Source organism: Luteibacter sp. NPDC104163, from assembly GCF_055584245.1.
The window spans coordinates 54,954-79,799 of record NZ_JBVJMK010000001.1 but is presented as its reverse complement, the minus strand read 5'-3'; the positions used below and the strand labels follow the sequence as shown (position 1 = coordinate 79,799).

Below are 24,846 nucleotides of genomic sequence, written 5' to 3'. Positions count from 1 at the left end.
CCCTCGTTGGCGGCAATGCCGGCCATGATCCAACCGCCGGCGTTCAGTTGTCGTGAGGCGGTTTGCCGCGCGGGCTCAGGCGTCGCGGAGAAGGCGCAGCTCGCCCTCGGCGAGCATGACGCGTACCCGCTCGCCGATGGCCACGTCGTTCGCCCGGCGAACGACGGCGTCGCGCTGGTCGAATACGATGGCGTAGCCACGCTCCAGTGTCGCCAACGGGCTCACCGCATGCAGGGTGCGGCCTTGCTGCTGCAGGCGCAGGCGGTCGCGCTCGAGCCTGCGGGCGATGCCGGCCGCAAGGCGCTGGTGGAGCGCCGCGACGCGCTGCTGGACGGGCATGAGGCGCAGGCGTGGATGCTGGGCACCGAGGCGAGCCTGGAGGCGATCGAGGCGGGCGCGGCGCAGGGTGGCCGACTGGTTCACCGCCGTCTGCAGGCGGCGGCGGAGCGCTTCAAGGCGTTGCGCATCGCGCGCGAGCCGCGCCTGCGGCCGCTGCCCGTTCAGGCGGGCATGCAGGTGGTCCACCCGTTGGGCGGCCGACTGGAGCCGGCGGTCGACGAGCGTGGCCATGCGCTGGCGCAGGCGCGCGAGGCTACGCGCAAGGTCCGCGCTGTCCGGCACCAGCAGTTCAGCCGCCGCGGAGGGCGTCGCCGCCCGCAGGTCCGCCACGAAATCCGCGATGGTGAAGTCCACCTCGTGACCCACGGCCGATACCACCGGCACGGCGCTCGCATGGATGGCGCGCGCCACCTGTTCGTCGTTGAACGCCCACAGGTCCTCCAGTGAACCGCCGCCACGCGTGACCAGCAGGACGTCGTAGCGCCCGCTGGCGGCGGCGCGCTTCACCATCGCAGCAATCGCAGGCGGTGCTTCGCGGCCCTGGACAGGCACCGGCAAGACCTCAACCTCGGCCAGGCCAAGCCGCCGCCCGAGCACGCTCAGCACGTCGCGAATGGCCGCGCCGGAAGGTGAAGTGATCACGCCGATGCGCCGGGGAAAGGCCGGCAGCGCACGCTTGCGATCGGCATCGAAGAGTCCCTCGGCTCCGAGCCGCGCCTTCAGTTGCTCGAATTCGCGCTGGAGGGCGCCTTCACCCGCCGGCTCCATGTGGTCGGCGACCAGCTGGAACTCGCCTCGCGCCTCGTACAGGCCGACCTTGGCCCGCATCAGCACGTGCATGCCGTCGGCCGGGCGGAAGCGCAGCCGCGACGCCGCCATGCGGAACATGGCGCAGCGGACCTGGGCGTTGGCGTCCTTCAGCGTGAAATAGATATGGCCAGAAGAGGGCCGGGCCACGTTGGAGAGTTCGCCCTCGATCCAGACGCCCATGGGCAGGGCATCTTCCAGCAGATCGCGCACCAGCCGGTTCAGGCCGGATGGCGTGAAAATCTCGGGTGCCGCGCGGTCGAAGGAATCGGACATGGACCGGCGAGGTTATCACGCCGGGAACCGTGGGAGCGCGCTTGCGCGCGATGGGGCTTGAGGCACGGCTAATCGCGCGCAAGCGCGCTCCCACGGGGATAGTTACATGCGGAACACGCCGAAGCGGCCTTGCTCGATCGGGGCGTTCATGGAGGCCGAGATAGCAAGGCCCAGCACGCGACGCGTATCGGCGGGATCGATGATGCCGTCATCCCACAGGCGGGCACTGGCGTAATACGGGTGGCCCTGCCGTTCGTATTGCTCGCGCACGGGCGCCTTGAACGCTTCTTCCTCGTCGGCGCTCCACGTGCCGCCGCCGGCCTCGATGCCATCGCGGCGGACGGTCGCCAGCACCGAGGCGGCCTGCTCGCCGCCCATCACGCTGATGCGCGCGTTCGGCCACATCCACAGGAAGCGTGCACCATAGGCGCGGCCGCACATGGCGTAGTTGCCGGCGCCGAACGAACCACCGATAACCACGGTGAACTTGGGTACGTGCGAACAGGCCACGGCGGTCACCATCTTCGCGCCATCCTTCGCGATACCCGCGTTCTCATACTTGCGACCCACCATGAAGCCGGTGATGTTCTGCAGGAACACGAGCGGGACATTGCGCTGGTTGCACAGCTCGATGAAATGCGCGCCCTTCTGCGCGCTCTCGCCGAACAGGATGCCGTTGTTCGCGATGATGCCCACGGGATAACCGTGGATATGCGCGAAACCGGTCACGAGGGTCTTGCCGTAGCGCGCCTTGAACTCGTGGAAGTCGGAGTCGTCGACGATGCGGGCGATCACTTCGCGGATATCGAACGGACGGCGCGTATCTTCGGGGATGACGCCGTAGAGCTCCTCCGCACTGAAGCGTGGCTCGAGCCGCGGGCGAACCGCGAGCGGCATGGGCTTGATGCGATTGAGCGAACCGACGATGTCGCGTGCGATGGACAGCGCATGCGCATCGTTTTCGGCAAAGTGGTCGGCCACGCCGGAGACAGCGGTGTGCACGTCCGCGCCACCCAGGGCTTCCGCATCGACTACTTCGCCCGTCGCCGCCTTCACCAGGGGCGGGCCACCCAGGAAGATGGTGCCCTGCTCGCGCACGATGATGGTTTCGTCACTCATCGCCGGCACGTACGCGCCACCCGCGGTGCATGAACCCATCACCACGGCGATCTGCGGGATGCCCTGCGCGCTCATGCGGGCCTGGTTGTAGAAGATGCGGCCGAAGTGTTCGCGGTCCGGGAAGACCTCGTCCTGGAGGGGCAGGAACGCGCCGCCGGAATCCACCAGGTAGATGCAGGGCAGGCGGTTCTCCATCGCCACTTCCTGGGCGCGGAGATGCTTCTTCACCGTCATCGGGAAATACGTGCCGCCCTTGACGGTGGCATCGTTGGCGAGCACCACGACCTCGGTGCCCATGACGCGGCCGATGCCGGCGATGACGCCGGCGGCGGGTGCCGCATCGTCATACATGCCGTGGGCGGCAAGCGGGGCGATCTCGAGGAAAGGCGAGCCCGGATCGAGCAGGGCGCGGATACGTTCGCGTGGCAGGAGCTTGCCACGCGCCACATGCTTCTCGCGTGCCTTGGCACCACCACCCTCGGCGGTGCGCTTCAGGGTATCGCGCAGGTCCTCGGTCAGCGCGCGCAGGCGCAGGCTGGCGGCCTGGAAATCCGGTGACCGGGTGTCGAGCTGCGAGGTAAGGATGGGCATGGCGGGCCGTCGTCGAGCGGGTCAAACCACCATGATAGCCGTCGGGCAGGGATGTAAAACGCTGCGCTGCGGCAGGCACCATGAAAAACGGCCACCGCGAGGGTGGCCGTTTCCAGGGACAGGAATCCAGGAAGGATTACTTCTTGGTGCTGTCGTCCTTGGCGCTATCGGCGTTGGAAGCAGCATCCTTGGCCTGGTCAGCCGACTTGTCGGCCTGGTCGGCTGCGTTGGAAGCGGCATCCTTGGCGGCCTCAGGAGTACCACCAGCCGTCGACGCCGAAGCGGCGTTCTGGGCCTGGGCGGCAGCATCCTTGGCCTGGTCAGCCGACTGCTGGGCCTGGTCCGCAGCCTGCGAGGTCGCGGCGTTCTGCGACTGGTCCGCGGCCTGCTGGGCCTTGTCAGCCTGCTGCTGGGCGTCGGAAGCGGACTTCTGGGCATCCTGCGCGGAATCCTGCGCGCCGTTGCTGCAAGCTGCCAGAAGCGCGACGAGCCCGGAGGCGAGAAGGGTACGCGTGAAATTCATTGTGGTTCTCCTTAGCCGTGGAATGCCGTTAGGCGGGCACATTAATAGCTCAGTTGTCTGGGCATCGCCAGCAAACCACCGGATCATCTTCAGGGCGCGTTAAACGCCATGCAAACCGCGTGATGCTGGCGCTAATAACGCCCGTTCTTTCGACGTGGGCTTCACACCAGTTCGATGGCGATAGCCGTTGCCTCGCCGCCACCGATGCAAAGCGAGGCGACGCCCCTTTTTGCCCCACGAACCGTCAACGCATTGAGAAGAGTCACCACGATGCGGGCGCCGCTGGCACCGATCGGGTGGCCCAGCGCGCAGGCGCCGCCATTGACGTTGAGCTTGTCGTGCGCCACGCCCAGCTCACGCATCACGGCCATCGGCACCACGGCGAACGCCTCGTTGATCTCGAAGAGATCCACGTCTTCCACCTTCCAGCCGGCCTTGTCCAGCACCTTCTGGATCGCACCCACGGGCGCCGTCGTGAACCATTCCGGCTCCTGCGAATGCGTGGCGTGCGCCACGACGCGCGCCAGCGGCTTCGCGCCCTTCGCCTTTGCATCGTCGGCGGACATCAGCACGAGCGCGGCGGCGCCATCGGAAATGCTCGACGAACTGGCGGCCGTGATCGTGCCGTTTTCCTTGCGGAACGCAGCGCGAAGGGTCGGGATCTTGGCGGTGTCGGAACGGCCCGGCTGTTCGTCTTCGGCGAAATCCTGCGCGCCCTTGCGGCCCTGTACGGTCACCGGGACGATCTCACCGGCGAATGCGCCGGCGGCCTGCGCGGCCTTCGCGCGGTCCACGGAGGCGATCGCGTAGGCGTCCTGCTCTTCGCGGGTGAAGTGGTACTTGTCGGCGCACTGCTCGCCAAACACGCCCATGGCCTTGCCATCGTACGGGTTGGTCAGGCCGTCCCACGCCATGTGGTCGACCAGCTGGCCATCGCCGTAACGGATGCCGGTGCGCGCGTTGACCATATGCGGCGCATTGGTCATCGATTCCATGCCGCCGGCGACGACGACGGAGGCGGAGCCCGCCTTGATCAGGTCGTGGGCGAGCATGATGGCTTTCATGCCGGAACCGCACACCTTGTTGATCGTCGTGCAACCGGTCGCCGTCGGCAGGCCCGCCTTGAGCGACGCCTGGCGCGCGGGTGCCTGGCCCAGGTTGGCCGGGAGCACGCAACCCATGATCACTTCGCTGACATCGGCCGCGGCGACACCAGCCTGCTCCAGGGCGGCCTTGATGGCGATGGCGCCGAGTTCCGGCGTGGGTACGCCAGTGAACTGGCCGAGGAAGGAACCGATGGCGGTGCGCTTGGCACCCGCGATGACGATGTCAGACATGGGAACTCCGTGGAACTTCAGATGGCCGACCCAGAGGGGACGGAAACCTGCCGAGTATCGCAGTGGCCCCCGGCGCGGGGCAATGCGCACCGCCGCATCCGTCACAGACTATCCGCAGTGTTCTGTGCCAAGATCCTGCCCGGCGCCGCGGCAAAGGGGCGGTGGCGCGACATTGATGTCGAATCCTGGGGAAAACTGAATATGGGTAGGAATCTCCTGCGTCAGCGCGATCTTGCGCTTGCGGTCTGCGTGAGCCTTGGCCTGGCCGCATGCGGCGGCGGCGGCGGGAGCCGGCCGACGAACGTCAGCAACGGCGGTGGCGGTGGTGGTGGCGGGGTGATCATTCCCCCGACGCAGCCGACCCAGCCTACCCAGCCGGCCCAGCCACCCGTGGATGCCCAGATCGGCCTTACCAACGTCGGGCCGGCCCATGCGGCCAATTTCAATGGCCAGGGCGAGACGATCGGCGTGATCGATACGGGCGTGAACCACCTGCACCCGGCGCTTGCCGGACGAGTCACGGCCAACCTGATCTATGTCGATCCGTCGACGAACAACATGGGCGTCGACGACGTGGTCGGCCATGGCACGGCGGTCGCGGAAATCGCCGCGGGCGTGCCGTTCGGCACCTTCGCCGGCGGTGTCGCGCCCCAGGCCAATATTGTTTCGGCGCGCATCATCAACGACAAGGCGCCGACGGATGACGGTTCGGGCCAGGGCAACCAGGCGACCTCCGCCGATCCGCTGGGCACCGTGAACGGCGACGTCGTCGCGAAGGGCGCGCGCATCATCAACAACTCCTGGGGCGGCATCTATTGGGGCGCTACCGATGCGGCCGCCAACAAGAGCTTCCACGACGCCTATGCACCGTTCACCGCGAATGGCGCCCATCTGTTCGTTTTCGCCGCCGGCAACGATGGCCGCGCCAATCCCTCGGATATCGCGGCGCTGCCTTCGCGCTCCCCGGATGTCGAGCAGGGCTGGCTGGCGGTCGTCGCGCTGGATAGCAATAACCCGACCCAGATCGCCTCGTATTCCAACCGTTGCGGCATCGCGATGGATTACTGCCTGGCGGCGCCGGGTGGTGTCATCGTCGCATCGGCCGACTCGACGGCCAGCAAGGCCAGCTACCAGGTCTGGGAAGGCACATCGCTTGCCGCGCCGCAGGTCTCGGGCGCCGCCGCCGTGGTGCACAGTGCGTTCCCCGGCCTTGATTACAACGCCGTACGCCAGATCATCCTTGGCACGGCCGATGACCTGGGCGATCCCGGCCCGGATGCGATTTATGGTTATGGCCGACTCAACGTGGGTCGCGCCGTACTCGGTCCGGCGCGATTCGATTGGGGCGATTTCAACGCCAATCTCGCCAACGACTCGACGTTCAGCAATGACATCACGGGTAGCGGCGGCCTGAACGTCACCGGCAGTGGCACGCTGACGCTCACCGGCGACAACACCTACACCGGGACGACGACGGTTTCCAGCAATGCGAAGCTCGCGGTCCGGAACGACCTGACCAGCCCGCTGAACGTGCTGAATGGCGGCACGGCCATTCTGGGCGCGACGCTGCACGGTGACCTCACGAGCCAGGGTGTGGTGCAGACGGGAGCCGTGGCGCAGCATGTCGATGGCAATGTGGTTCTCGGCGCCAACAGCACCCTGTCGGTCTACCTCGGCGCGCCGCTGATCGTCGGTGGAAACGCCACCGTAGCGGGCGTGCTCCAGCTAAGTGGCGCGGTCCCCAACTACACCAGGACAACGCACCAGCAACTGGTCTCGGCGACGAGCCTGCAGGGCACGTTCTCACAGACGGTCATGACCGGCGCGTTCCTGACGACCTCGCTGCAGTACACGCCGACGGAAGTGTGGGCCGATACGTCGTCGGCAAGTATTTCCGTCGTGGCCAGCAGCACCATGGCCCAGTCGCTCGCTGCCACGTCGTCTGCGCGGCGCGTGGACGGGGCAATGACCCAGATCAGCGACACCCTCGCCGCGGGCGCGGCCTCCGCCGGAGCCATCGATCCGTCGATGCTGATTGCCGCCGGCGGGATCCAGCAGTCACCCAACACCCGCGCCGCCCAGGCCTCGCTGGAATCGCTGTCCGGCCAGCTGTACGCGGCCGGCACGGCGGTGACCCTGGCGGGTATCGATGCCGGCAACGACGCGCTGATGCAGCACCTCGATGCGATGGGCAAGGGCGGTGCGTGGATGCAGTCGCTCGATTCACAGGGTGGCATGAGCCGCAGCGGTTACGGCAACGTCGGCTTCAATATCGGCGGCAACATGGTCGGTAACGATATTCGTCTCGGCACCAATGGCTTTGCTGGCCTGGCGGTGTCGCAGATGCGTAGCAACGGCCAGCTTTCGGGTAATTTCGATCGCCAGCGCAACCGCGCCACGGAAGGTTCGTTGTACGCGGGTACGCAGGGCGCCAACTGGTACAGCGTGGGCCGCGTCGCGTTCGGCAGCTATCGGGGCGATACGCAGCGCCTGCTGCGCTTTGGCGACATGGGTGCGGCGTTTACCGGTGGCGACTACAGCGGCCGTTACAACGTCGCGTACGGTGAACTGGGCTATCGCACGCACCTGGGTGCGTTCGATTTCACGCCGTATGCCGATGTGCAATACGCCAGCATCCGCCGCGATGGGTTCCAGGAACTGGGTGGCGACGGCTTCGGCCTCGCGGCCGACGGCCACACCACGTCGCGCTGGCAGGCCGGCCTTGGCCTGCGTGCCGGCAGCTCGTGGCTGACCTCGTACGGCAAGTTCCGCATGGACATGAAGCTGGGCTGGCAGAACGCGTTCGCCACGCGCGGCGAGGTGTTCTCGGCCCGTTACACGGGGCTGGCGCAGTGGGCACCGGTCGACGGTATCGGCCTCTCGCGGCAGGCCGCCACGCTCGGCTTGAATGCCGGCATGGACATCGGCGCGCGCACGCAGCTCGCCTTCGGCGTGGACCAGCGTTTCGCCAGCCGCGACCACTCGCGTTCGGCGACCGCCAGCGTCAAGGTGGCCTGGTAACCCAAAATCGCGCGCAAGCGCGCTCCCACATGGTGTGTGGGAGCGCGCTTGCGCGCGATGCCTTACGACTTGCCGTGGAACAGCTCGCGGCCGATCAGCATCCGGCGGATCTCGTTCGTACCCGCGCCGATCTCATACAGCTTCGCGTCGCGGAGCAGGCGGCCGGCGGGGAACTCGTTGATGTAGCCGTTGCCGCCGAGCGCCTGGATCGCCTCCAGCGCCACGGTGACCGCGTTGGTGGATGCATTGAGCAGGCATGCGGCCGGATCGATACGCGACTTCACGCCGTTATCGAACTGCTGGGCCACCATGTAGGCGAAGCCGCGTGACGACTGCAGCGCGGTGTACATATCCGCCACCTTGCCCTGCATGAGGCCGAACGTGCCGATCGGCGCGTTGAACTGCTTGCGCTCGCGCACGTAGGGAAGCACGAGGTCCACGGCCGCCTGCATGATGCCGATCGGACCACCGGAGAGCACGAGGCGCTCGGTATCCAGGCCGCTCATCAGCACGCGCACGCCTTCGTTCACCTCGCCCACGATATTCGCCGCGGGGATCTCGCAGTTGTCGAACACCAGCTCGCAGGTGTTCGAGCCGCGCATGCCGAGCTTGTCGAGCTTCTGCGCCGTGCTGAATCCCTTCATGCCCTTTTCGATGATGAACGCGGTCATGCAGCGGCTGCCCGCGGCGCGCGGCGCGGTGCGCATGTAGACCAGCAGTACGTCGGCATCCGGGCCGTTGGTGATCCACATCTTCGAACCATTCGCGACCCAGGTGTCGCCGACGAGTTCCGCCTTGCAGTTCATGGAACCGACCACGTCGGAGCCGGCGCCAGGCTCGCTCATCGCCAGCGCGCCGATCCACTCGCCGCTGGCGAGCTTCGGCAGGTACTTCCGGCGCTGCTCATCCGTACCGTTGTGGTAGATGTTCTGCACGCACAGGTTCGAGTGCGCGCCGTACGACAGGCCCACCGAGGCGGATGCGCGCGAGATTTCTTCCATGGCCACCATGTGGGCCAGGAAGCCGAGGTCGGAGCCGCCGAACTCGCCGGGGATCGTGATGCCCAGCAGGCCCATCTCGCCCAGCTTGGCCCACAGGTCGTCGGGGAACTGGTTTTCGCGGTCGATACGGTCGGCGCGCGGGGCGATCTCCTTCTCGGCAAACGCGCGGACGGTTTCGCGCAGGAGGTCGAGGTCTTCGCCAAGGGAAAACGGACGCATGGGTGCAACTCCGGGGAAAAGGCGGGGAAAACCCCACCATGCTAGCGTTTTGCGGCGCCGGAGCCACGGCGCGACGCAGCAATCAGGCCAGGGCGATGGCGGCGATGCGGTCGTGTACGCGGCGCAGGAGCAGGGCCTGGCGCTCAAAAAGGCGCAGTGTCCCTCCGTGGGCCGCGCCGGGAAGGGCGCTCCCCGTCTCCTCGCCTGGCGCGGCCAGCAGCGGCGCGGGCGTGCCGGCGCGCAAGTGCTCGGCGAGCGCGGCGAACGCCACCGCGAGTTCGTGGGCGTGGGCCTCCATGGCCGCGGCATCGGCCGGTGCCATGGCCTCGCGGTGCGTACCGAGCGTCGAGAGATGCGACAGGCCGGCCTGCAGGGCCGTAAGGAGGCGCAGGCCGCGTTCACCCTGGGCCGGTGCGTGCCCCGGTTCGCCGAGCAGCTCTGCGACGTTCCCGGCCACCACCGCCTGCGCGGCGTGGGCATCGCGGCGCGCGATTCGGTAGGGGAGGTCGTCCGCGCGCCCGCTGACATACTGGGCGGCAATCCGCTCGAGGTACCGGGCATAGGCGAGCAGGGCATCCGCGACGAGGTCATCCAGCCGGCGCACGCGCCAGTCGGGGAGGACATAGCGGATGACCACGGCAGCCACGGCGGCGCCGAGCAGGGTATCGAGCAGGCGCGGCCCGATCGCGTCAAAACCCGCGCCGACGCGATCGAAGCACAGCAGCACGAACAAGGTGATGGCGCCGGTGGCGAGCGCGTACCGGCGGAGGCGGAAGGCGAAGAATGCGGCGCCGGTGGCGACGAGTACCAGGAGCCGCCAGTCGCCGGCCGGGAGCGCACGCAACAGTGCCCACCCCACCAGAAGGCCCGCCGTCGTGCCCACGATGCGCTGGACGAACCGACGCCGGGTCGCGCCATAACCCGGCTGGCAGACGAACAGGGTGGTCAGCAGGATCCAGTAGCCGTGCTCGGGGTGCAGCGCGAGCATGACGAGATAGCCGGCGAGCATGCCGATGGAAAGGCGCATCGCGTGGCGGAAATGCATCGAGCGCCGGTTGAGGCGCAGGCGCACGCGGCGCATCGCGTCGGCGAAGGTGGACGGTTCGTTGCCCTGCAGGGCGATGTCACTGTCCTCGCGCAGGCTGCCCTCGTCCTCGATGAGCGCCTGCAGGCTCACCATGTTCTTCAGCAACGCCACCAGTGCGTCGTCCAGGGCCTCGTCCCGTTGCTGCGTGCGCTGGTGGAATGCAAGCGCCTGGCGCAGATCCTCGAGCGCGGCGCGGGGCAGTGCGATCGAACTCAGCGGGGCATTGCGACGCACGGCGTCGGCTCGCTCGCGGCATGCCTGCGCCTGCAGGCGCAGCAGCCGGCCGAAGCGGAACATCAAGTCGCTGTGGTACAGCGCCGCCGTGAGTTCATCGTAGGGATAATGCGACGAGGTGATCCGCTCGTGGATGTCCTGCGCCACGAAGAACATGGCCAGCCGTGACGCGGCGCGCCCCCGCGGCTGGCGGCGGCCGATCCGGTCGATCAGGGCCAGCCGGGCCTCGGTCAGTGCCTGCACGGTCACCTGGTTACGTCGCGAAAAGGCCAGCGCGAGCGCGTCGTGGTCGAGTCCGTGCACCGGTTCGAACTGCGCCGCCTTGGCGTCGATCAGTGCGGCCAGGGATTCGAACAGCCTGGCCAGCGCGTGCCGCAGCGCCCGCTGCGGCGCCAGGGCGCTCCAGAGCATCGACAGCACGCCGTACCATGCGGCACCCGCGACGAGCGCGACCGTGCCCTCGGTACCGCGTCCACCCGCCGCGTCCGAGGCGATCATCGTGTAGACCGCCAGGATCAACGTCGCCGTGGCGATCGTGGCGTAGCGGCCACTGGCCGCGCCGAGCATCACCAGCAGGAACGTCCCGACCGGGAGCAGCATGGCGAAGGCCAGCGGCGTACCGATCGCCGCTTTCACCGACATCGCCGCGAGCGCGAAGCACAGCAGGGTCACCACGAGGCCCCGGAGGCGTCCGCGCCATGCGTCGTCTGTCTCCGCCAGCGCGCAGGCAATGGCGCCCAGCAGGGCAGGGACGATCGCATCCGCCGGGCCGTGCCACGTACACCATGCGGCGATCCCGGCCAGCGCCAGGAATACGCGCAGCACATCGGCGAAGCGATCGGATTCGGCCAGGTGTCGTAAGGCGACCATCAGCCTAGGTTACCCCGGGGGGCGCGCTTCCCGCTCAGCAAAGCCCGCCGTTCACCGCGAGCACCTGCCGGGTGATGTAGCCGGCCTCCGGGCTGACGAGGAAGCGCACGGCGGCCGCGACTTCCTCCGGCGTACCGCTTCGCTCCATGGGGATGACCTTGAGAATCTGCTCGACCGGTACGTCGGGGTCGAGCATGTCGGTATCGATGAGGCCCGGAGCGACACAGTTCACGGTGATCTTGCGCTTGGCCAGCTCCACCGCGAGCGCCTTCGCCGCGCCGATGACGCCGGCCTTGGAGGCGCTGTAATTCACCTGGCCGCGGTTGCCGATGATGCCGGACACGGAGGTGATGCAGACGATGCGGCCCGCGGCGCGGCGGCGGATCATCGGCATCACCAGGGGATGCAGCACGTTATAGAAACCATCGAGGTTGGTGCGCAGCACCTGGTCCCAATCCTCGGAGGTGAGCCCGGGGAACGCGCCATCGCGGGTCAGCCCGGCGTTGCAAACCACACCGTAATAAGCGCCATGCGCGGCCACGTCGGCTTCCAGCGCGGCGGCGGTGGCGGCACGGTCGGCGACGTCGAACTGGAGCACGCGCGCGTCGCGGCCTTTCGCGACGATCTCGGCCTGCACGGCTTCCGCCTCGTCACGGCGCGAGCGGCAATGCACCACGATGTCATGCCCGGCGTCCGCCAGGTTGAGCGCAATGGCGCGGCCGATGCCACGGCTGGAGCCGGTGACGAGGATCGTGTCGGTCATGGAGCATTTCCGGTGGGGTCGAGCCGGGTGTTGCGCGGATCGAGGAAGGGGGTGGGGTCGACCGGGCTGAAGACGGTGAGCCGCGCTTCCGCCTCGATGCCGTGTGTCGTGATGCGGCAGGCGAACGACGCCATGCCGTCTTCGTCGTGGAACGTGCGGATGGCTTCGACCCGCAACGTGCTACCGACGGGAAACGCATCGGCATCGACGCGATAGGCGCGCGTGCCGAGCAGGAAGCCGGGCCGGACCTGGCCGCCGGCAGCGAGGACCTGGCAGCCGTTCCAGGTAGCGATGGCCTGGGCCATCAGCTCGATGCCGGCCCAGGCGGGCAGGCCATCGGCGGTCACTTCGAGATCACCGCGGCGGATCGTGCGCTCGCATACCACGCGCTCCGCATCCCATTCGACCAGGCGATCAAGCCAGACCATGCTGCCGGCGTGCGGAAGCAATTGCTCGATGGGCCATGTGCTCATGGCATGGCTCCGTGCGACAGGCGCCGTTCGACGTCGGCCATGAAGCACCCGGGCGATACCAGCTGCATCTCGCCATCGGCGAGGCGCACGGCCACCTGGATGGTGCTGGCGCGGGTCAGGCGTTCACCGGTCGCCACGTCGCTGATCGTGTAATGGATCTTCAGGCGGTTTTCCCATTCCACCAGCTCGGCCCGCACACGCAGCGCCTGGCCGAAACGGGCGGCGCGCGCGTAACGCAGCTGCAGGTCGATGATGGGCCAGGCGAAGCCGGTTTCCTTCATCCGAACGTAGTTGTGGCCGAGGTCGTCGAGTAACGCACAGCGCGCGATTTCCAGGTACTTCACGTAATGCCCGTGCCATACGACCTCGAGCGAATCCACGTCGAAGAACGGCACGACGATATCGACGTCGACGGCCAGCACGCCCTTACCGCGCATCGACGACTCCCGGCATGGCTTCGACGCGCAGGTGCGCGGATGAGCAGGTCGTATCGCCCATGCGGTACGCGAAGTGCAGGCGGCCACGCTCGGCGTCGTAGCGCAGGTGCAGGTCGACGCGGTCGCCCGGACGCAACAGGCGCTGGAACTTCAGCTGGTCCATGCCGCGGCAGGTGGTGGGCGTGCCGAACCGCGACGATGCGAATTCCAGTGCCCAGGCGATCTGCAGCACGCCGGGCAACACCGGTGCGGCCGGGAAGTGATCGACGAAGCAGGCGAGGTCCAGCGGCAGTGCGAGCGACAGCACATGGATATCGCCCTCCATGCGCTCGCTGACCACGCAGGCGATGCGCGGGAGCGGCGCCTGCAGCAGCAGGTCGATGCGCGCGGCTTCGGGCAGCGCATCGACGAAACGCCAGGCCATCGGCGTGGCGAGGGCGTCATCTCCCGCGCCATGCTGGCCCAGTTCGCCCACGACACCGGCACGGCCATGCCGCGATAGCGCGATGCGGCCGGAATCCGACAAGGCGACGACCATGCCCGGCACCTGCGGACCTGCATGGCCACCCGCGGCGGCCGCGACCCAGGGGTGCGAGGCAAGGCGCACGGCGGCCGTATTCATCGGTGAGGAACGCACGCGGCGGCGCATCCGCTGCCGGCACAGCCACTCGACGGCGAACAAGGCTCCCATCGCGGCGTAGGCGAGAATGCCGTTGTAAAAGGTCCACCACGACAACGGGCCCCATGCGGCGAGCAACGCGGAGCAGGTGCCGTTGATGGCGAAGAACCCCACCCAGACCCAGGTCACCTTGCGCGTATAGGCCACGGCCTCCGGTGGCAGGTCGGGCTCCATCAGGCGCGCCACGCGCTCGATGAGCGGCGGCCCGAACACGAGGCTGAGCGCGAACGCGCTGAGCAACAGCGCGCAGACCAGGCTGGGGTACCAGCGGAGCAGCTGCTCGTGCCCGCCGAACGCGAGGATGGCGCAGTAGGCCAGCGTGACGCCCAGCATCCACTTCCCGCCCGGCTGCTGCAGCAGGGCCGGGGCGCGCACCAGCCAGAGCGCACCGAGGATCAGCCCGAACGCGGGCGGCGATACACGGTCGCCGCCGAAGTAGACGATGAACGGGTAAAGCAGGCCCACGACGACCAGCAACAGGTTGGCGAGCTTGCGCGAACCGTTCGCGCTGCCGGCGGTGATCATGCGTGGAGCTCCCGGGCGTAGAGCTGGTGCAGGTGTTCGTTGATGCGGCGCGAGGCGATCGGCGCTGGCGCGGCGTCGCTGAAGCTCGCGACGTCGATATCGTCACCCACGCGCAGGTGCATGTGCACCCGGCGGTGCGGGATGCGGTACCACGGCTCGGCCTTGGTCAGCGTGGTGGGTTTGACGGTGATGAAGACCGGCGTGATGACCTCGGCGCCACGCACCGCGATGGCCGAGGCGCCACGGTGAAAGACGGGTGGCTGGCCCGGCGTGGTGCGGGTACCTTCGGGGAAGACGATGAGCGTCTGTCCCTCCTTCAGCACATCGGCGGCGCGGTCGAGCATGTCGGCGCTGCCGTCGTTGCTGATGTATTGGGCCACCATCACGGGCCCGCGCATGAACGGGTTCTTCCACAGGCCGTGCTTCACGATGCAGTTGGCGTCAGGCACGTGGCCGATCAGGAACACGACGTCGATGAGCGACGGGTGGTTCGCCACGATCATCTGGCCCGGGCGGCCCAGCCGCTCGAGGCCTTCGAACCGGTAGGTGAGCACGCCCGTACGCGCCATGAACTGCGAATGCAGCCAGAAGGCCCTGCCGACGGTGCGGCGCGCACGCCGGCGGCGGACCTCGATGGGGGCAGGCCAGTGCATCACCACCGGCAGGATGATGAGCCGAAGCACGAGGCCGCCCAGGCCGAAGAATGCGAAGGATAGGGCGGTGAAAACGAACCGGCACGCCCATGCATCGGCGCGGCGTTTCGTCGTGTCGGCTGCGAGATCCATGGGGCTAGGCCTGGAAGGGTTCGGGCTCATGGTAGCGCCGGATGACGAGCGCCGCGCAGCTGCCGCCAAAACCGAAGGTATTCGAGAGCACGGCATCGATGCGTGCCGCGCGCTCGCCATCCAGCAACGGCGCCTCGGCGAACGCTTCGTCGAGCGCCTGTGGCGGCGCCCCGGCGAGCAGCACGCCCTGTTCGATCATGCCGATGCACGCGATGGCATCCAGCGCCCCCGCCGCGGCGGGGGCATGGCCGACCTGGCCTTTGATGGATGACATCCATGGCACCGCATGGCCGCGGTCGGCGAATACACGGCGCAGGGCGTCCCACTCGGCGAGGTCGCCGTCGACCGTGGCGCAGGCATGGGTGTTGACGTAGTCCGGTATCACCCCGGCGAGGTCGATGGCCTGGTGCATGGCTTCGGCCATGCCTTCGCTGCGCGGGCTCACCATCCCCTCCGGATCCGAGGCCGCGCCGTAACCGGCCATTTCCGCCAGGATCGTGGCACCGCGCGCCTGCGCGTGCTCCAGCGATTCCAGGACGAGCACGCCCGCTCCACCGGCGAGCACGATCCCATCGCGGTCGCTTGCATACGGCGTCGATACGCGTTCGCCAGGCGTGCTGGTCGTGGTGAGCGCGTGCATCACGTCGAAGCACATGGATGCCTTGTCATGCAGCTCTTCCGCGCCGCCGCACACCACGATCTCCTGGCGGCCGAGCTGGATCAGCTCCATGGCGTGGCCGATCGCATGGGTGGCGCTGGAGCACGCAGAGCCGACCGTGAAAGCGCGTCCGCCAAAGCCGAAGGCATGGACCAGCGTCGCAGCGATCGCGCTGCCCATGGTGCGCGGGACGGTGAAGGGCGAGATGCGCGAGTAGCCCTTCGCGCGAAAGAGATTCAGTCCGGCTTCGTACTCGGAAAGCGCGGCGGCACCGCCCATGACGATGCCGACATCGCGCTCGCGGATGCGCGCGTCATCGAGGCCGGCCTCGGCCAGGGCTTCGCGCGTGGCATGCCAGGCGTATTCCGCCGCCTGCGGCAGGTACCGGCGCAACTTGCGCGGGGGTGGCTCCAGCGCGCCGAGGTCCACCGGCGCGGCGGTTCGGCAGCGCATGCCCAGGGCCGCGTAATCCGGCATGTCGCGAAACCCGTCGCGGCCCTCGCGCAGGCCGTCGAACAGGGCGGCGCGGCTTGGGCCGAGGCAGGACACGGCGCCCATGCCAGTGACGACGACACGCCGCATCAGGCGTGGGCCTTGAAGATCAGCGAGGTGTTGATGCCGCCGAACGCGAAGTTGTTGTTCATCACGTAGCTGGCGCGGATCTCACGGCCTTCGCCGGTGATGTAATCGAGCGCGGCGCACTCCGCGTCGGGCGTTTCCAGGTTGATCGTCGGGGCGAACCAGCCACCGCGCATCATCTCGATCGCCCACCAGGATTCGAGCGCACCGCACGCGCCGAGCGTATGGCCCACGTAGCTCTTCATCGAGCTGATCGGCACGTTGCCGCCCATGACGTCATGCGTCGCATGGCTTTCGGCCACATCACCACGATCGGTCGCGGTGCCGTGTGCGCTGATGTAGCCGATGGCCGCGGGTTCGAGCGCCGCATCGGCCAGCGCCATGCGCATGGCGGCCGCCATGGTTTCACGGGTGGGCTGGGTGATGTGCGCACCATCGGAATTGGTGCCGAAGCCCACGATCTCCGCGTAGATGCGGGCGCCACGGGCCAGCGCATGCTCGTATTCCTCGAGTACGAGGGTGACCGCGCCTTCACCGACGACCAGGCCATCGCGCTTGCCATCGAACGGGCGCGGCGTGAGTTCCGGCGTGTCGTTGCGCGTGCTCGTCGCGAACAGGGTGTCGAACACGGCGGCGCCCGGCCCGGAGAGCTCCTCGGCGCCGCCGCAGAGCATCAGCTGCTGCTTGCCCTGCTGGATGGCTTCGTAGCCGTAGCCGATGGCCTGGCTGCCGGACGTGCACGCGCTGGAGGTGGTGATGACGCGGCCCTTCAGTTCGAAGAACACGCCGACGTTCACCGCCGTGGTGTGCGCCATCATCTGGATGTAGCTGGTGGCCGTCACACCCTGCATGGATCCGGTTTCCAGCATGCGGCCGACGGTGCGCGCGGGCTCGATGCTCCCGCCCGACGAGCCGTAGGCGACACCCATGCGCCCGTCGCGGATGCGTTCGTCATCCAGCAGACCGGCGTCGGCGAGCGCGCGTTCGCTGGCGGCGGTCGCCAGCAGTGACACGCGGCCCATCGAGCGCATCTGCTTGCGCGACCAGTGCGGGGGCGGGGCGAAATCATCGACGGGCACGCCCAGGCGACCGTTCAGCGCATCGAAGTAGTCCCATTCGCCCATGCGGCGGACGACGTTGCGGAACGCGCGCAGGCGCGGCTCGATCGTGGCCCAGTCGTGGCCCAGGGGCGTAATGCCGCCGATTCCGGTGACGACGACGCGTTTCATCGCGCGATCTCCCATGGCGTTTGCCGACGTGTTCATGCGTGCTTCTTCACGGGTGCGGGGGCGCTCACCGGTGCCAGGAGCGCGGTGAAACCGATCCCGAGCAAGAGGGTGAGCCCGAAATGTTGCAGGGCGGGCATCGTGCTCAGCGCGAGCAGGCCGAAGGAGAGCAGGGCGGTGACGGCCGAAAGCAGCACGCCCGCATAGGCGGCGCCGGGCGTATGCGCGGAATGCGGTTCACCTTCGCGCAGGAATACGGCGTAATTCGCACCCACGCCCAGGACCAGCATGAGCGCCATGAGGTGGAACAGCGTGAGCGGCTGGCCCAGGTAGCCGAGGGCGCCGACGCTCAGCACGATGCCGGCGAGCGGCGGCAGCAGCACGCGCAGCGCACCGCGCGGGCCATAACGCCAGGCGAAGGCGCCGGCGACCAGCAGCATGGCGGCGCCAAGCCAGAGGCTCGCGAAGCCGCGGTATTCCCCGAACAACGTGGAGATGCTGGCGGGCTTGTCGATGACGGATACACCGGGCAAACCGGCTACGGCGGCACGCATCCGCGCGACGTCGACATCGCCCTGCGGCACCACGATGCTGCCCTTGTCCATCCACAGGTACTGGAACGGCATGTACGCCGGGATTTTCTTCCAGTCCTCAAGCGTGAACGCCTTGCCCGGCATCGCCGCGGCAAACGCATCCGCCGTAGCCGCCTTGAACCCCGCCTCAACCATGTAGGAGCGCGCTTGCGCGCGATCCATGTTTCCGCAAGAGCCATCGCGCGCGAGCGCGCTCCCACAGAAGGTGTGGGTGATGGTGGCGAGGTTTTCAGCCTGGCGCTTCTGCGAGGGCAACATGCCGCTCACGCCCGTCCAGGCGATGCCTTCCTTCGTCAGCCGGTCGGTCAACGCTTCTTCATGCTCGAGCACCGCCTCGGTGTTATCGCCTTCGACCAGCCAGAACTGGCTGCCGCCGCCGAAACCGGCGATATCACGGATCTCGTTGGTCTGCGCTTCGAGCGAGGCGGGCGGCGAGATCAGCAGGTGGATGTCGTCGTCGTGGCCGAGCTTCACCCAGCCCGGGATGGCGAGCAGCGCGAGGATGCCGATGACCGCGAAGGCGCGGCGCCCGGAGGCGATGCGCTGCCAGGCCAGCGCCACGCGGACGAACGGCGTGGCGAGCGGCGCGACCACGGGCTTGCGCAGCAGAGCGGGCAGCAGCCAGAACACGCTGGCGCAGGCCACGGCCATGCCCGCGATCGCGAACACCGCCATCTGCCGGAGCGCGGGGAAGGGCACCAGGGCGAGCAGGGCATAGCCCAGCAACGAGGTCGCCAGGGCGAGCAGCAGCGCGGGGCGGACCTGGCGGACGCCGCGCATGGGTTCCCACGTGGGGCCGGCGTTCGCGCGTGCGCAGAGGTACTGGATCGAATAGTCGACGGCCTCGCCAAGCAACGCCGCACCGAACACCAGGGTGAGCAGGTGGAGCTGGCCGAAGACCAGGATCGTCGCGACCACCGCGCCGATCACACCGAGCGCGGTGGAAAGGAAGGCGATGGCGAGCGGCCGCATCGAGCGGAAGACGAACAGCAGCAGCACGGCGATGCCGATGGTCGAGGTGATGCCGACCACATGCGTGTCGCGCTCGGCGCCGGCACGCGCGGCCGCCGCGTAGAAGATCGCACCTGTACGCAGGATGCGCGTGCCGGGATGCTTCGCGAGCACCTCGTGCTCGGCATGCTCCAGCGCGCCGATAGCGCGGCGCTGCACGCTGTCGTCGTAGGACGAACCGTCCAGCGTGGCAATGACCAGCACGTAACTACCGTCGTCACGATGCGCCGTCAGCAGGTCGTCCTCCGGCACCAGCGTGGAGCGGTTCCAGGGTTGCCGGTCGAGCCAGTGCTGCAGCCAGCCGAAGGGATCGTCACCAAGCTTCGGGCCGATCGTGGCGCCGAAAGGTTCGTTCAGCCGGCGCTTCAGGGCCGCGACCGCGTCGAATCCGGGTGCGGCCAATGCCTCGCGGTCATCCTGTGTGAGCAGGTGGAAGCGATACGGCAGGAAGGGGTTGACCAGCTGCTCCATGTCGAACGGGGGCAGCTCGGCGAGGACGTGGGCGAACACCTTGTCCTTCGACAGGCTGGCACCCAGCTCGCGCGCGGCATCCTTTGCCGCTTCGTCGTCCTTGTTGGCGACGAGCAGGATCATGCGATCGCCGCTGGCACGGGCCAGGCGCTCCACCGCATCCTCCGCGGTCGCATTGCGTTCGGTGGCCGGGAGCATCGCGAGGAGATCGGTCTGTAGTGGCGACGTGGCGCGGCCGAACAGCAGCCACGCGCCAAGCGCGCACACCAGCAGGGACGCGACGGCGAACGCCGCCGCGCGGAGCGTGGTCGGCGAACGCTTCATTTGACGCCGAGTACCTGGGCTTCCTGCTCGGTCAGTTCACCGGCGTCGCGCGTGTTGGCGAAGGTGATCGCGGTCTTCTCGCCGCTGGCGAGGTTCACGTCGATGCCCTCGAGGAAGGCATCGCCCTGGAGGGTGATGCCGGCGAGGACGCGCGCGACGCGGGCCTGCTTCGGCACGAAATGCAGCGTCCAGTGTTCGAGCGTGCCTTCGGCAGTGATCGTGAACTGGCGCGCGGCTTCATTGGCCTTACCGGCCAGCATGCCCTGCAGCATGCCGGAGACCTGGCTGACGCCGCGGTTGCCGTCGCGCACGCGCTCGAGCTTGCCCTGCGCATTCAGCCGGCGCGCATCGCCCGAGGTGAACACGAGGGTGTCGTCGAACGGCTCACGGGTGTGCCAGACCATGCCCTTGCCGACCACGAACAACAGGTCGCCCTTGCTGACCTGCGGCTCCGCGAGGTCCGGGTTTTCGCGGCGCTGGGTGAACTCGGCGCGCACCTGCTGGTGCTTGCCCAGGTGGTTCAGGATCTCGTCGACCGACGGCGGCGCCGCCTGGGCGTGGGCGAGCGGGGCGAGGCAGAGCAGGGCGAACAGGGCGATCAGGTGGCGCATCAGGCGGATTTCCGTGTGAGCTTGCGAAGGACCAGGCGCGGCGCGCGCGGCAGCATGCCCAGCAGGAGCCGGGTATGCATGGCCGTGATGCGGGCGTTGTCACGCCACAGGCGGAAATGGGAGAGGCCATTCTCCGGGTAGATCACCCGGGTGGCGACGTTACGCACAGGCACCCCGCGCCAGAACAGGCGCACGGCGACCTCGGTGTCGAAATCCATGCGGGGTGGGAACGGCTTGCGGGTCATTTCCTCGCATGTCGCGGCCAGCGGGTAGAGGCGGTACCCGAGCATCGAATCCTTGATGTCGAAGGAGAGTGTTTCCAGCCACACGCAGGCATGCGTGAGGTAGCGCCCGTAGTAGCGCGCTTTCGGGATCGAGGCATCGTAGACCGGGCAGCCGCAGACCATGGCCTCCGGCGTGGCCTGCGCTTCGGCAAGGAAACGAGGCACATCGGCCGTATCGTGCTGGCCATCGGCATCGATCTGCAGCACGTGGGTGTAGCCGGCCTCGTAGGCGGCCTGGAACCCCGCGGACAGCGCCACGCCCTTGCCGCCGTTACACGGCTGGCGGATCAGGCGCAGGTCGTCGCGCCCGGCGACCAGGTCGTCGAGGATGCGGCGGGTTTCATCGTTGGAGCCATCGTCCACGATGAGGACGGGCAGGCCGTGTGCGGCAAGCGCATTGGCCGTGGCCGCAATGGTGCGGCCATGGTTGTAGATGGGCACGACCGCGCAGGGCGCGAAACGACGATCCGCGTTGGCGCGCGGTCCGGCCGGGCCCAGCATGCCGCCTCAGCGCGCGAGAACGAGCTGCTGCACGGTGGCGACCACGTCGCCCACGGTGCGCACGCTCTTGAAGTCTTCGGGCTTGATGCGGGTGCCGGTCATGTCCTGCACCTGGATGGCGAGATCGATCGCGTCGATGCTGTCCAGTTCCAGGTCGGTGAACAGGTTGGCGTCCGGGGTCACCTTCGCCGGATCGATCTCGAAGGTCTCGTGCAGGACCGATCGCAGGCGAGCCAGGATGTCGTCGTGGGTGAAGGTTTCGGCTGGGATCGCGCTCATAAGCTCGGTAAGTCCATTTCAGCCCCACCGCGCGCCTTGGCTGTCCACACGGGACAAGAGCTTGGCAGCGCCGCCAGGGCGACGAAGGTCGTGATCTTGGATTGGTGGTCCCGCCCACGCGGCGGGGATTTCCCCATGCACCCAAAAGCCTCGTAAAGGCAAAGCCTTACAAGAGCCCAAGGTGCGGCGAAGTGTAACAGATCACGGACCATGGCAACCGGGGTCGGTGGATTCCTGCGCAGCTTCCTCGGGCGGGTCGTTCACAATTCCCGCAAACGGCTCTACAGCGCCATTTCCGGTGCGGGTGGCCGGCTCGTGGCCTCCGACCAAGAAAAAAGCCACCGGCGAACCGGTGGCTTCGTTCACGACCCGGCAGGGCAGCGCTTACTGGCCGCGCATGCGGCCCTGGAAGCGGGGTGCACCGTTGCCCATGTGCGGCAGGCGGATCTTGCCGATGGCGCTGATGCGCTCTTCGGCCATGCGGTCCGCGGCCTTGTAGGTCGGGATGTTGTCGCGGCCGGAGATTTCGAAGATGCGACCGACGTTGTAGTAGATCGTGCGCATCATGCGCATGGCGCGCTCGCGGTTGTAGCCGTCGATTTCCAGCGAGACGTTCATGACGCCGCCGGCGTTCACGGCGTAGTCCGGTGCGTAAAGCACGCCACGGCGGGCCAGCTCGTCGCCGATCGCGTCGGTGGCCAGCTGGTTGTTCGCGGCGCCGCAGATGATCTTCGCCTTGATGCGGTCGATCGTCTGCTCGTTGACCGTGCCACCCAGGGCGCACGGGCTGTAGACGTCGGCGTCGACGTCGTAGATCTCGTCGAGCCCCACGGCTTCGCAGCCCAGCTCATCGACGCAGCGCTGCACGGCATCCTTGTTGATGTCGGTGACGAACACCTTGGCGCCCTGCTCGCGGAGCAGCTTGATGAACTCGCTGCCCACATGGCCGCAGCCCTGCACGGCGTAGCTGTACTTGCCCACGTCTTCGTTGCCGTGCTTGGCCTGCAGCGCGGCCATCAGGCCCTGCAGCGTGCCGAACGCGGTGAACGGCGACGGGTCGCCCGAACCACCGTGCACCTGGTGCACGCCGGTCACGAATTCGGTTTCGCGGTAGACATATTCCATGTCGTTCACGTCGATACCCACGTCTTCCGCCGTGATGTAACGGCCGTTGAGCGAGTTGACGAAGCGGCCGAAGGCGCGGAACAGCGCTTCGGACTTGTCCTTGGAGGGATCGCCGATGATCACGGCCTTGCCGCCGCCGAGGTTGAGGCCGGCCACCGCGTTCTTGTACGTCATGCCGCGCGACAGGCGCAGCACATCGTTCACGGCGTCCTGCTCGGACTTGTACGGCCACATGCGCAGGCCGCCCAGCGACGGGCCAAGCACGGTGTTGTGGATCGCGATGATGGCCTTGAGGCCCGCGTCCTTGTTATGGCAGAAGACGACTTCTTCGTGGCCCGTGTTGGCGATGGTTTCGAAAATCATCGAACGCAAACTCCAGTTTTCATGATTAGCAGCCCGCCCCCCTCAGGGGCGTACCGGCAGCCGGGGCTGCCGGTGGGGAAATGACCGTCCAAAAAAATCGCCCCAACCTTGAAGGAGGGGGCGAGATGTCGTGTCAGCTGCGTAGTCTAAACCGTTATTCGCGAGTTGGTAGATGCGGCGCAGCACGCAAATGTTAAGAATTTAGCGGTGCCAGTGCGGGTCACGCACCCAGACCTCGCGTTCGTAGTGGTATCCGCCACGGTACGGACGCCAGCCCGGGCCACGGTAGACATAGCCCGGCCGGGCGGTCGCCCAGCGGCCACCCACCCACACGTAGCGCCCGCCGTACCAGTTCCAGTAGCCCGGCGCCCAGACATAGCCGGCGCGCGGCGGCGGCACCCGTTCAAAGCGGGGCGGCGGCGGTGCGTTGCGGATGACGACCACTTCCCGCGCGGCGGCCGGCGGGGTGTAGATGGCGGCGCCCGCCGCCAGGCCCAGGGCGGCCACGGCAGCAAAAGTGCGGGTAAGGTTGCGCATGCGCTGTCTCCTTCGGTCTCCGCGGGAGTGCGGACTCGTGAGGAAAAACGGAGTGGCTGTCATCGGGTTGACCCTGCCGGTGTGAGATGTTCAGCTTCGTGAAAGCTATTCCAAAGGGAACCTTGGCAGCCTGAGGCTGCACAAACCCCGTGATGCCGACCTACCAGAACCGCGCCGCCACCATGAAACCCGCCCGCCGCTTTGGCGCCCGCACCGTCGCGACGCTGCTCGGCCTCCGCTTCGCCTACCGCTTCGGCAGCCGGCTCGCGCCGGGCCGCACCGTGGCGCACGCAGCGCGCGTGTTCCAGACGCCCTTGCCCAGCAGTCGTGAACGCGCCACCCAGGCCCTGGCCTCGATGACCGCGCGACGCGAAAGCGTCGATGTCGATGGCGAGCAGATCGCGACGTACGTGTGGGGCGATCCCACGACCCAGCCTTACGTCTTGCTGGCCCACGGCTGGTCCAGCCTGGGGCTGCGCTGGGAAAGCTGGGCGCCGCATCTTCTTGCGAAGGGTTGGGCGGCCGTGGCGTTCGACCAGCCGGCCCACGGCCACAGCGGCGGCGATCTCTGCACCTTGCCCGACTTCGTGCGAACGGTGACGGCGATCGGCCGGCACTACGGCGATGCGGAGGGCGTCATCGCCCATTCGCTCGGCGGCGCCGCCGTCACCTTGTCGCTGGATGATGGCTGGACGGCGAAGCGCGTGGTGCTGATCGCACCGGCGGCTGATCCAGAAGCCGCCAAGTCGCGTTTCGCCCGCTTTGTCCGGCTTGCGCAGCACCTGCGTCCCTCGTTGCACACCACCCTTGCCCGGCGTACAGGCGTCGCGATCGACGAGCTGCACATCCGCCACCATGCGCCGAAACGGACGCAACCGGCGCTGATCGTCCACGATTTCTTCGACCGCGACGTACCGGTGGAAGAGGGCGAGCTTTACGCAAGCCTGTGGCCGAACAGCACGCTGCTGAAGACCCGCCGCCTCGGCCACCGCCGCATCGTCGACGACGAGTGCGTCCAGACCGCCGCCCTGGCCTTCCTCTCCGGCACGGATTTCAGCTAACCGGCATCTCCCGTGGGAGCGCGCTTGCGCGCGATGGAATTGCCGCGAGCACCCATCGCGCGCAAGCGCGCACCCCCCGGGGGGGGGTGGGGGGCCGTTTCCCTGCACCCCCGCCCAGCCCCCCCCAGCCCCGGCGG

General features: G+C 67.9%; 21 protein-coding genes. 2 read left to right on the top strand and 19 right to left on the bottom strand.

Going from position 1 to position 24,846, the window contains the following annotated elements; translation table 11 throughout:
• Positions 1-75 precede the first annotated feature (75 nt).
• From xseA to ACZ6YI_RS00350, 4 genes are all read right to left on the bottom strand, one after another.
• Entirely contained in the window at positions 76-1,422 is a 1,347-nt protein-coding gene (gene xseA / locus ACZ6YI_RS00365; RefSeq protein ID WP_465776951.1) for an exodeoxyribonuclease VII large subunit, read from the bottom strand.
• 102 nt (positions 1,423-1,524) lie between these two features.
• Positions 1,525-3,132, bottom strand: a complete 1,608-nt coding sequence (locus tag ACZ6YI_RS00360; protein WP_465776950.1) for a carboxyl transferase domain-containing protein — start codon at positions 3,130-3,132, stop codon at positions 1,525-1,527.
• A 136-nt stretch (positions 3,133-3,268) separates the two neighbouring features.
• Entirely contained in the window at positions 3,269-3,655 is a 387-nt protein-coding gene (locus ACZ6YI_RS00355) for a hypothetical protein (protein ID WP_465776949.1), read from the bottom strand.
• 161 nt (positions 3,656-3,816) lie between these two features.
• The gene (locus ACZ6YI_RS00350) at positions 3,817-4,992 is read right to left on the bottom strand and encodes a thiolase family protein (RefSeq protein ID WP_465776948.1); all 1,176 of its coding nucleotides are present in this window, start codon (positions 4,990-4,992) and stop codon (positions 3,817-3,819) included.
• 201 nt (positions 4,993-5,193) lie between these two features.
• Here ACZ6YI_RS00350 and ACZ6YI_RS00345 point away from each other — a divergent pair, with 201 nt between their 5' ends.
• Positions 5,194-8,013 (top strand): S8 family peptidase, encoded by a 2,820-nt coding sequence (locus tag ACZ6YI_RS00345; protein WP_465776947.1) that lies wholly within the window; start codon positions 5,194-5,196, stop codon positions 8,011-8,013.
• Positions 8,014-8,075: 62 nt separating this feature from the next.
• On the opposite strand, the gene ACZ6YI_RS00340 is transcribed toward ACZ6YI_RS00345, so the two are convergent.
• The 15 genes from ACZ6YI_RS00340 to ACZ6YI_RS00270 form a co-directional block, all read right to left on the bottom strand.
• Positions 8,076-9,233, bottom strand: coding sequence for an isovaleryl-CoA dehydrogenase (locus ACZ6YI_RS00340; RefSeq protein WP_440324670.1), 1,158 nt, complete (start codon positions 9,231-9,233; stop codon positions 8,076-8,078).
• A gap of 82 nt (positions 9,234-9,315) precedes the next feature.
• Positions 9,316-11,424 carry a YccS family putative transporter gene (yccS, locus tag ACZ6YI_RS00335; RefSeq protein WP_465776946.1) on the bottom strand — a complete coding sequence of 703 codons (2,109 nt, stop codon included), beginning with the start codon at positions 11,422-11,424 and terminating at the stop codon, positions 9,316-9,318.
• Between the two features lie 34 nt (positions 11,425-11,458).
• Positions 11,459-12,187: a 3-oxoacyl-ACP reductase FabG gene (gene fabG / locus ACZ6YI_RS00330; protein WP_465776945.1), complete on the bottom strand. Its 729-nt coding sequence runs from the start codon at positions 12,185-12,187 to the stop codon at positions 11,459-11,461.
• Positions 12,184-12,660, bottom strand: coding sequence for a hotdog family protein (locus ACZ6YI_RS00325; RefSeq protein ID WP_465776944.1), 477 nt, complete (start codon positions 12,658-12,660; stop codon positions 12,184-12,186). The genes fabG and ACZ6YI_RS00325 overlap by 4 nt, the downstream gene beginning before the upstream one ends.
• A complete protein-coding gene (locus ACZ6YI_RS00320) occupies positions 12,657-13,097 on the bottom strand; it encodes an acyl-CoA thioesterase (RefSeq protein ID WP_440324677.1) in 441 nt (146 codons plus the stop codon). Before ACZ6YI_RS00320 ends, ACZ6YI_RS00325 begins: the two co-directional genes overlap by 4 nt.
• Positions 13,087-14,301 (bottom strand): ApeI family dehydratase, encoded by a 1,215-nt coding sequence (locus tag ACZ6YI_RS00315; protein ID WP_465776943.1) that lies wholly within the window; start codon positions 14,299-14,301, stop codon positions 13,087-13,089. Before ACZ6YI_RS00315 ends, ACZ6YI_RS00320 begins: the two co-directional genes overlap by 11 nt.
• The gene (locus ACZ6YI_RS00310; protein ID WP_465776942.1) at positions 14,298-15,086 is read right to left on the bottom strand and encodes a lysophospholipid acyltransferase family protein; all 789 of its coding nucleotides are present in this window, start codon (positions 15,084-15,086) and stop codon (positions 14,298-14,300) included. The genes ACZ6YI_RS00315 and ACZ6YI_RS00310 overlap by 4 nt, the downstream gene beginning before the upstream one ends.
• Positions 15,087-15,090: 4 nt before the next feature.
• Entirely contained in the window at positions 15,091-16,326 is a 1,236-nt protein-coding gene (locus tag ACZ6YI_RS00305) for a beta-ketoacyl-[acyl-carrier-protein] synthase family protein (protein WP_465776941.1), read from the bottom strand.
• The gene (locus ACZ6YI_RS00300; RefSeq protein ID WP_465777360.1) at positions 16,326-17,552 is read right to left on the bottom strand and encodes a beta-ketoacyl-ACP synthase; all 1,227 of its coding nucleotides are present in this window, start codon (positions 17,550-17,552) and stop codon (positions 16,326-16,328) included. Before ACZ6YI_RS00300 ends, ACZ6YI_RS00305 begins: the two co-directional genes overlap by 1 nt.
• Positions 17,553-17,584: 32 nt before the next feature.
• Entirely contained in the window at positions 17,585-19,948 is a 2,364-nt protein-coding gene (locus ACZ6YI_RS00295) for an MMPL family transporter (protein WP_465776940.1), read from the bottom strand.
• The gene (locus ACZ6YI_RS00290; RefSeq protein WP_465776939.1) at positions 19,945-20,559 is read right to left on the bottom strand and encodes a LolA family protein; all 615 of its coding nucleotides are present in this window, start codon (positions 20,557-20,559) and stop codon (positions 19,945-19,947) included. Before ACZ6YI_RS00290 ends, ACZ6YI_RS00295 begins: the two co-directional genes overlap by 4 nt.
• The gene (locus tag ACZ6YI_RS00285; protein WP_465776938.1) at positions 20,559-21,344 is read right to left on the bottom strand and encodes a glycosyltransferase family 2 protein; all 786 of its coding nucleotides are present in this window, start codon (positions 21,342-21,344) and stop codon (positions 20,559-20,561) included. Before ACZ6YI_RS00285 ends, ACZ6YI_RS00290 begins: the two co-directional genes overlap by 1 nt.
• 6 nt (positions 21,345-21,350) lie before the next feature.
• A complete protein-coding gene (locus ACZ6YI_RS00280) occupies positions 21,351-21,623 on the bottom strand; it encodes an acyl carrier protein (protein WP_440325018.1) in 273 nt (90 codons plus the stop codon).
• 384 nt (positions 21,624-22,007) lie between these two features.
• Positions 22,008-23,111, bottom strand: a complete 1,104-nt coding sequence (locus ACZ6YI_RS00275) for a Glu/Leu/Phe/Val dehydrogenase dimerization domain-containing protein (protein WP_331645376.1) — start codon at positions 23,109-23,111, stop codon at positions 22,008-22,010.
• A 201-nt stretch (positions 23,112-23,312) separates the two neighbouring features.
• On the bottom strand, positions 23,313-23,648 hold the full coding sequence (locus ACZ6YI_RS00270) for a YXWGXW repeat-containing protein (protein ID WP_440325016.1): 336 nt from the start codon (positions 23,646-23,648) through the stop codon (positions 23,313-23,315).
• A 152-nt stretch (positions 23,649-23,800) separates the two neighbouring features.
• On the opposite strand from ACZ6YI_RS00270, the gene ACZ6YI_RS00265 reads away from it, so the two are divergent.
• Entirely contained in the window at positions 23,801-24,709 is a 909-nt protein-coding gene (locus ACZ6YI_RS00265) for an alpha/beta hydrolase (protein WP_465776937.1), read from the top strand.
• The last annotated feature ends 137 nt before the right edge of the window (positions 24,710-24,846 follow it).

Coding starts and splice junctions, on each gene's coding strand:
- ACZ6YI_RS00340 (WP_440324670.1), bottom strand. CDS start 9,233: ATGCGTCCGTTTTCCCTTGGCGAAGACCTCGACCTCCTGCGCGAAACC.
- ACZ6YI_RS00305 (WP_465776941.1), bottom strand. CDS start 16,326: ATGCGGCGTGTCGTCGTCACTGGCATGGGCGCCGTGTCCTGCCTCGGC.
- ACZ6YI_RS00325 (WP_465776944.1), bottom strand. CDS start 12,660: ATGAGCACATGGCCCATCGAGCAATTGCTTCCGCACGCCGGCAGCATG.
- xseA (WP_465776951.1), bottom strand. CDS start 1,422: ATGTCCGATTCCTTCGACCGCGCGGCACCCGAGATTTTCACGCCATCC.
- ACZ6YI_RS00360 (WP_465776950.1), bottom strand. CDS start 3,132: ATGCCCATCCTTACCTCGCAGCTCGACACCCGGTCACCGGATTTCCAG.
- ACZ6YI_RS00345 (WP_465776947.1), top strand. CDS start 5,194: ATGGGTAGGAATCTCCTGCGTCAGCGCGATCTTGCGCTTGCGGTCTGC.
- fabG (WP_465776945.1), bottom strand. CDS start 12,187: ATGACCGACACGATCCTCGTCACCGGCTCCAGCCGTGGCATCGGCCGC.
- ACZ6YI_RS00265 (WP_465776937.1), top strand. CDS start 23,801: ATGCCGACCTACCAGAACCGCGCCGCCACCATGAAACCCGCCCGCCGC.
- ACZ6YI_RS00280 (WP_440325018.1), bottom strand. CDS start 21,623: ATGAGCGCGATCCCAGCCGAAACCTTCACCCACGACGACATCCTGGCT.
- ACZ6YI_RS00355 (WP_465776949.1), bottom strand. CDS start 3,655: ATGAATTTCACGCGTACCCTTCTCGCCTCCGGGCTCGTCGCGCTTCTG.
- yccS (WP_465776946.1), bottom strand. CDS start 11,424: ATGGTCGCCTTACGACACCTGGCCGAATCCGATCGCTTCGCCGATGTG.
- ACZ6YI_RS00320 (WP_440324677.1), bottom strand. CDS start 13,097: ATGCGCGGTAAGGGCGTGCTGGCCGTCGACGTCGATATCGTCGTGCCG.
- ACZ6YI_RS00275 (WP_331645376.1), bottom strand. CDS start 23,111: ATGATTTTCGAAACCATCGCCAACACGGGCCACGAAGAAGTCGTCTTC.
- ACZ6YI_RS00315 (WP_465776943.1), bottom strand. CDS start 14,301: ATGATCACCGCCGGCAGCGCGAACGGTTCGCGCAAGCTCGCCAACCTG.
- ACZ6YI_RS00300 (WP_465777360.1), bottom strand. CDS start 17,552: ATGAAACGCGTCGTCGTCACCGGAATCGGCGGCATTACGCCCCTGGGC.
- ACZ6YI_RS00350 (WP_465776948.1), bottom strand. CDS start 4,992: ATGTCTGACATCGTCATCGCGGGTGCCAAGCGCACCGCCATCGGTTCC.
- ACZ6YI_RS00290 (WP_465776939.1), bottom strand. CDS start 20,559: ATGCGCCACCTGATCGCCCTGTTCGCCCTGCTCTGCCTCGCCCCGCTC.
- ACZ6YI_RS00295 (WP_465776940.1), bottom strand. CDS start 19,948: ATGAAGCGTTCGCCGACCACGCTCCGCGCGGCGGCGTTCGCCGTCGCG.
- ACZ6YI_RS00310 (WP_465776942.1), bottom strand. CDS start 15,086: ATGGATCTCGCAGCCGACACGACGAAACGCCGCGCCGATGCATGGGCG.
- ACZ6YI_RS00270 (WP_440325016.1), bottom strand. CDS start 23,648: ATGCGCAACCTTACCCGCACTTTTGCTGCCGTGGCCGCCCTGGGCCTG.
- ACZ6YI_RS00285 (WP_465776938.1), bottom strand. CDS start 21,344: ATGCTGGGCCCGGCCGGACCGCGCGCCAACGCGGATCGTCGTTTCGCG.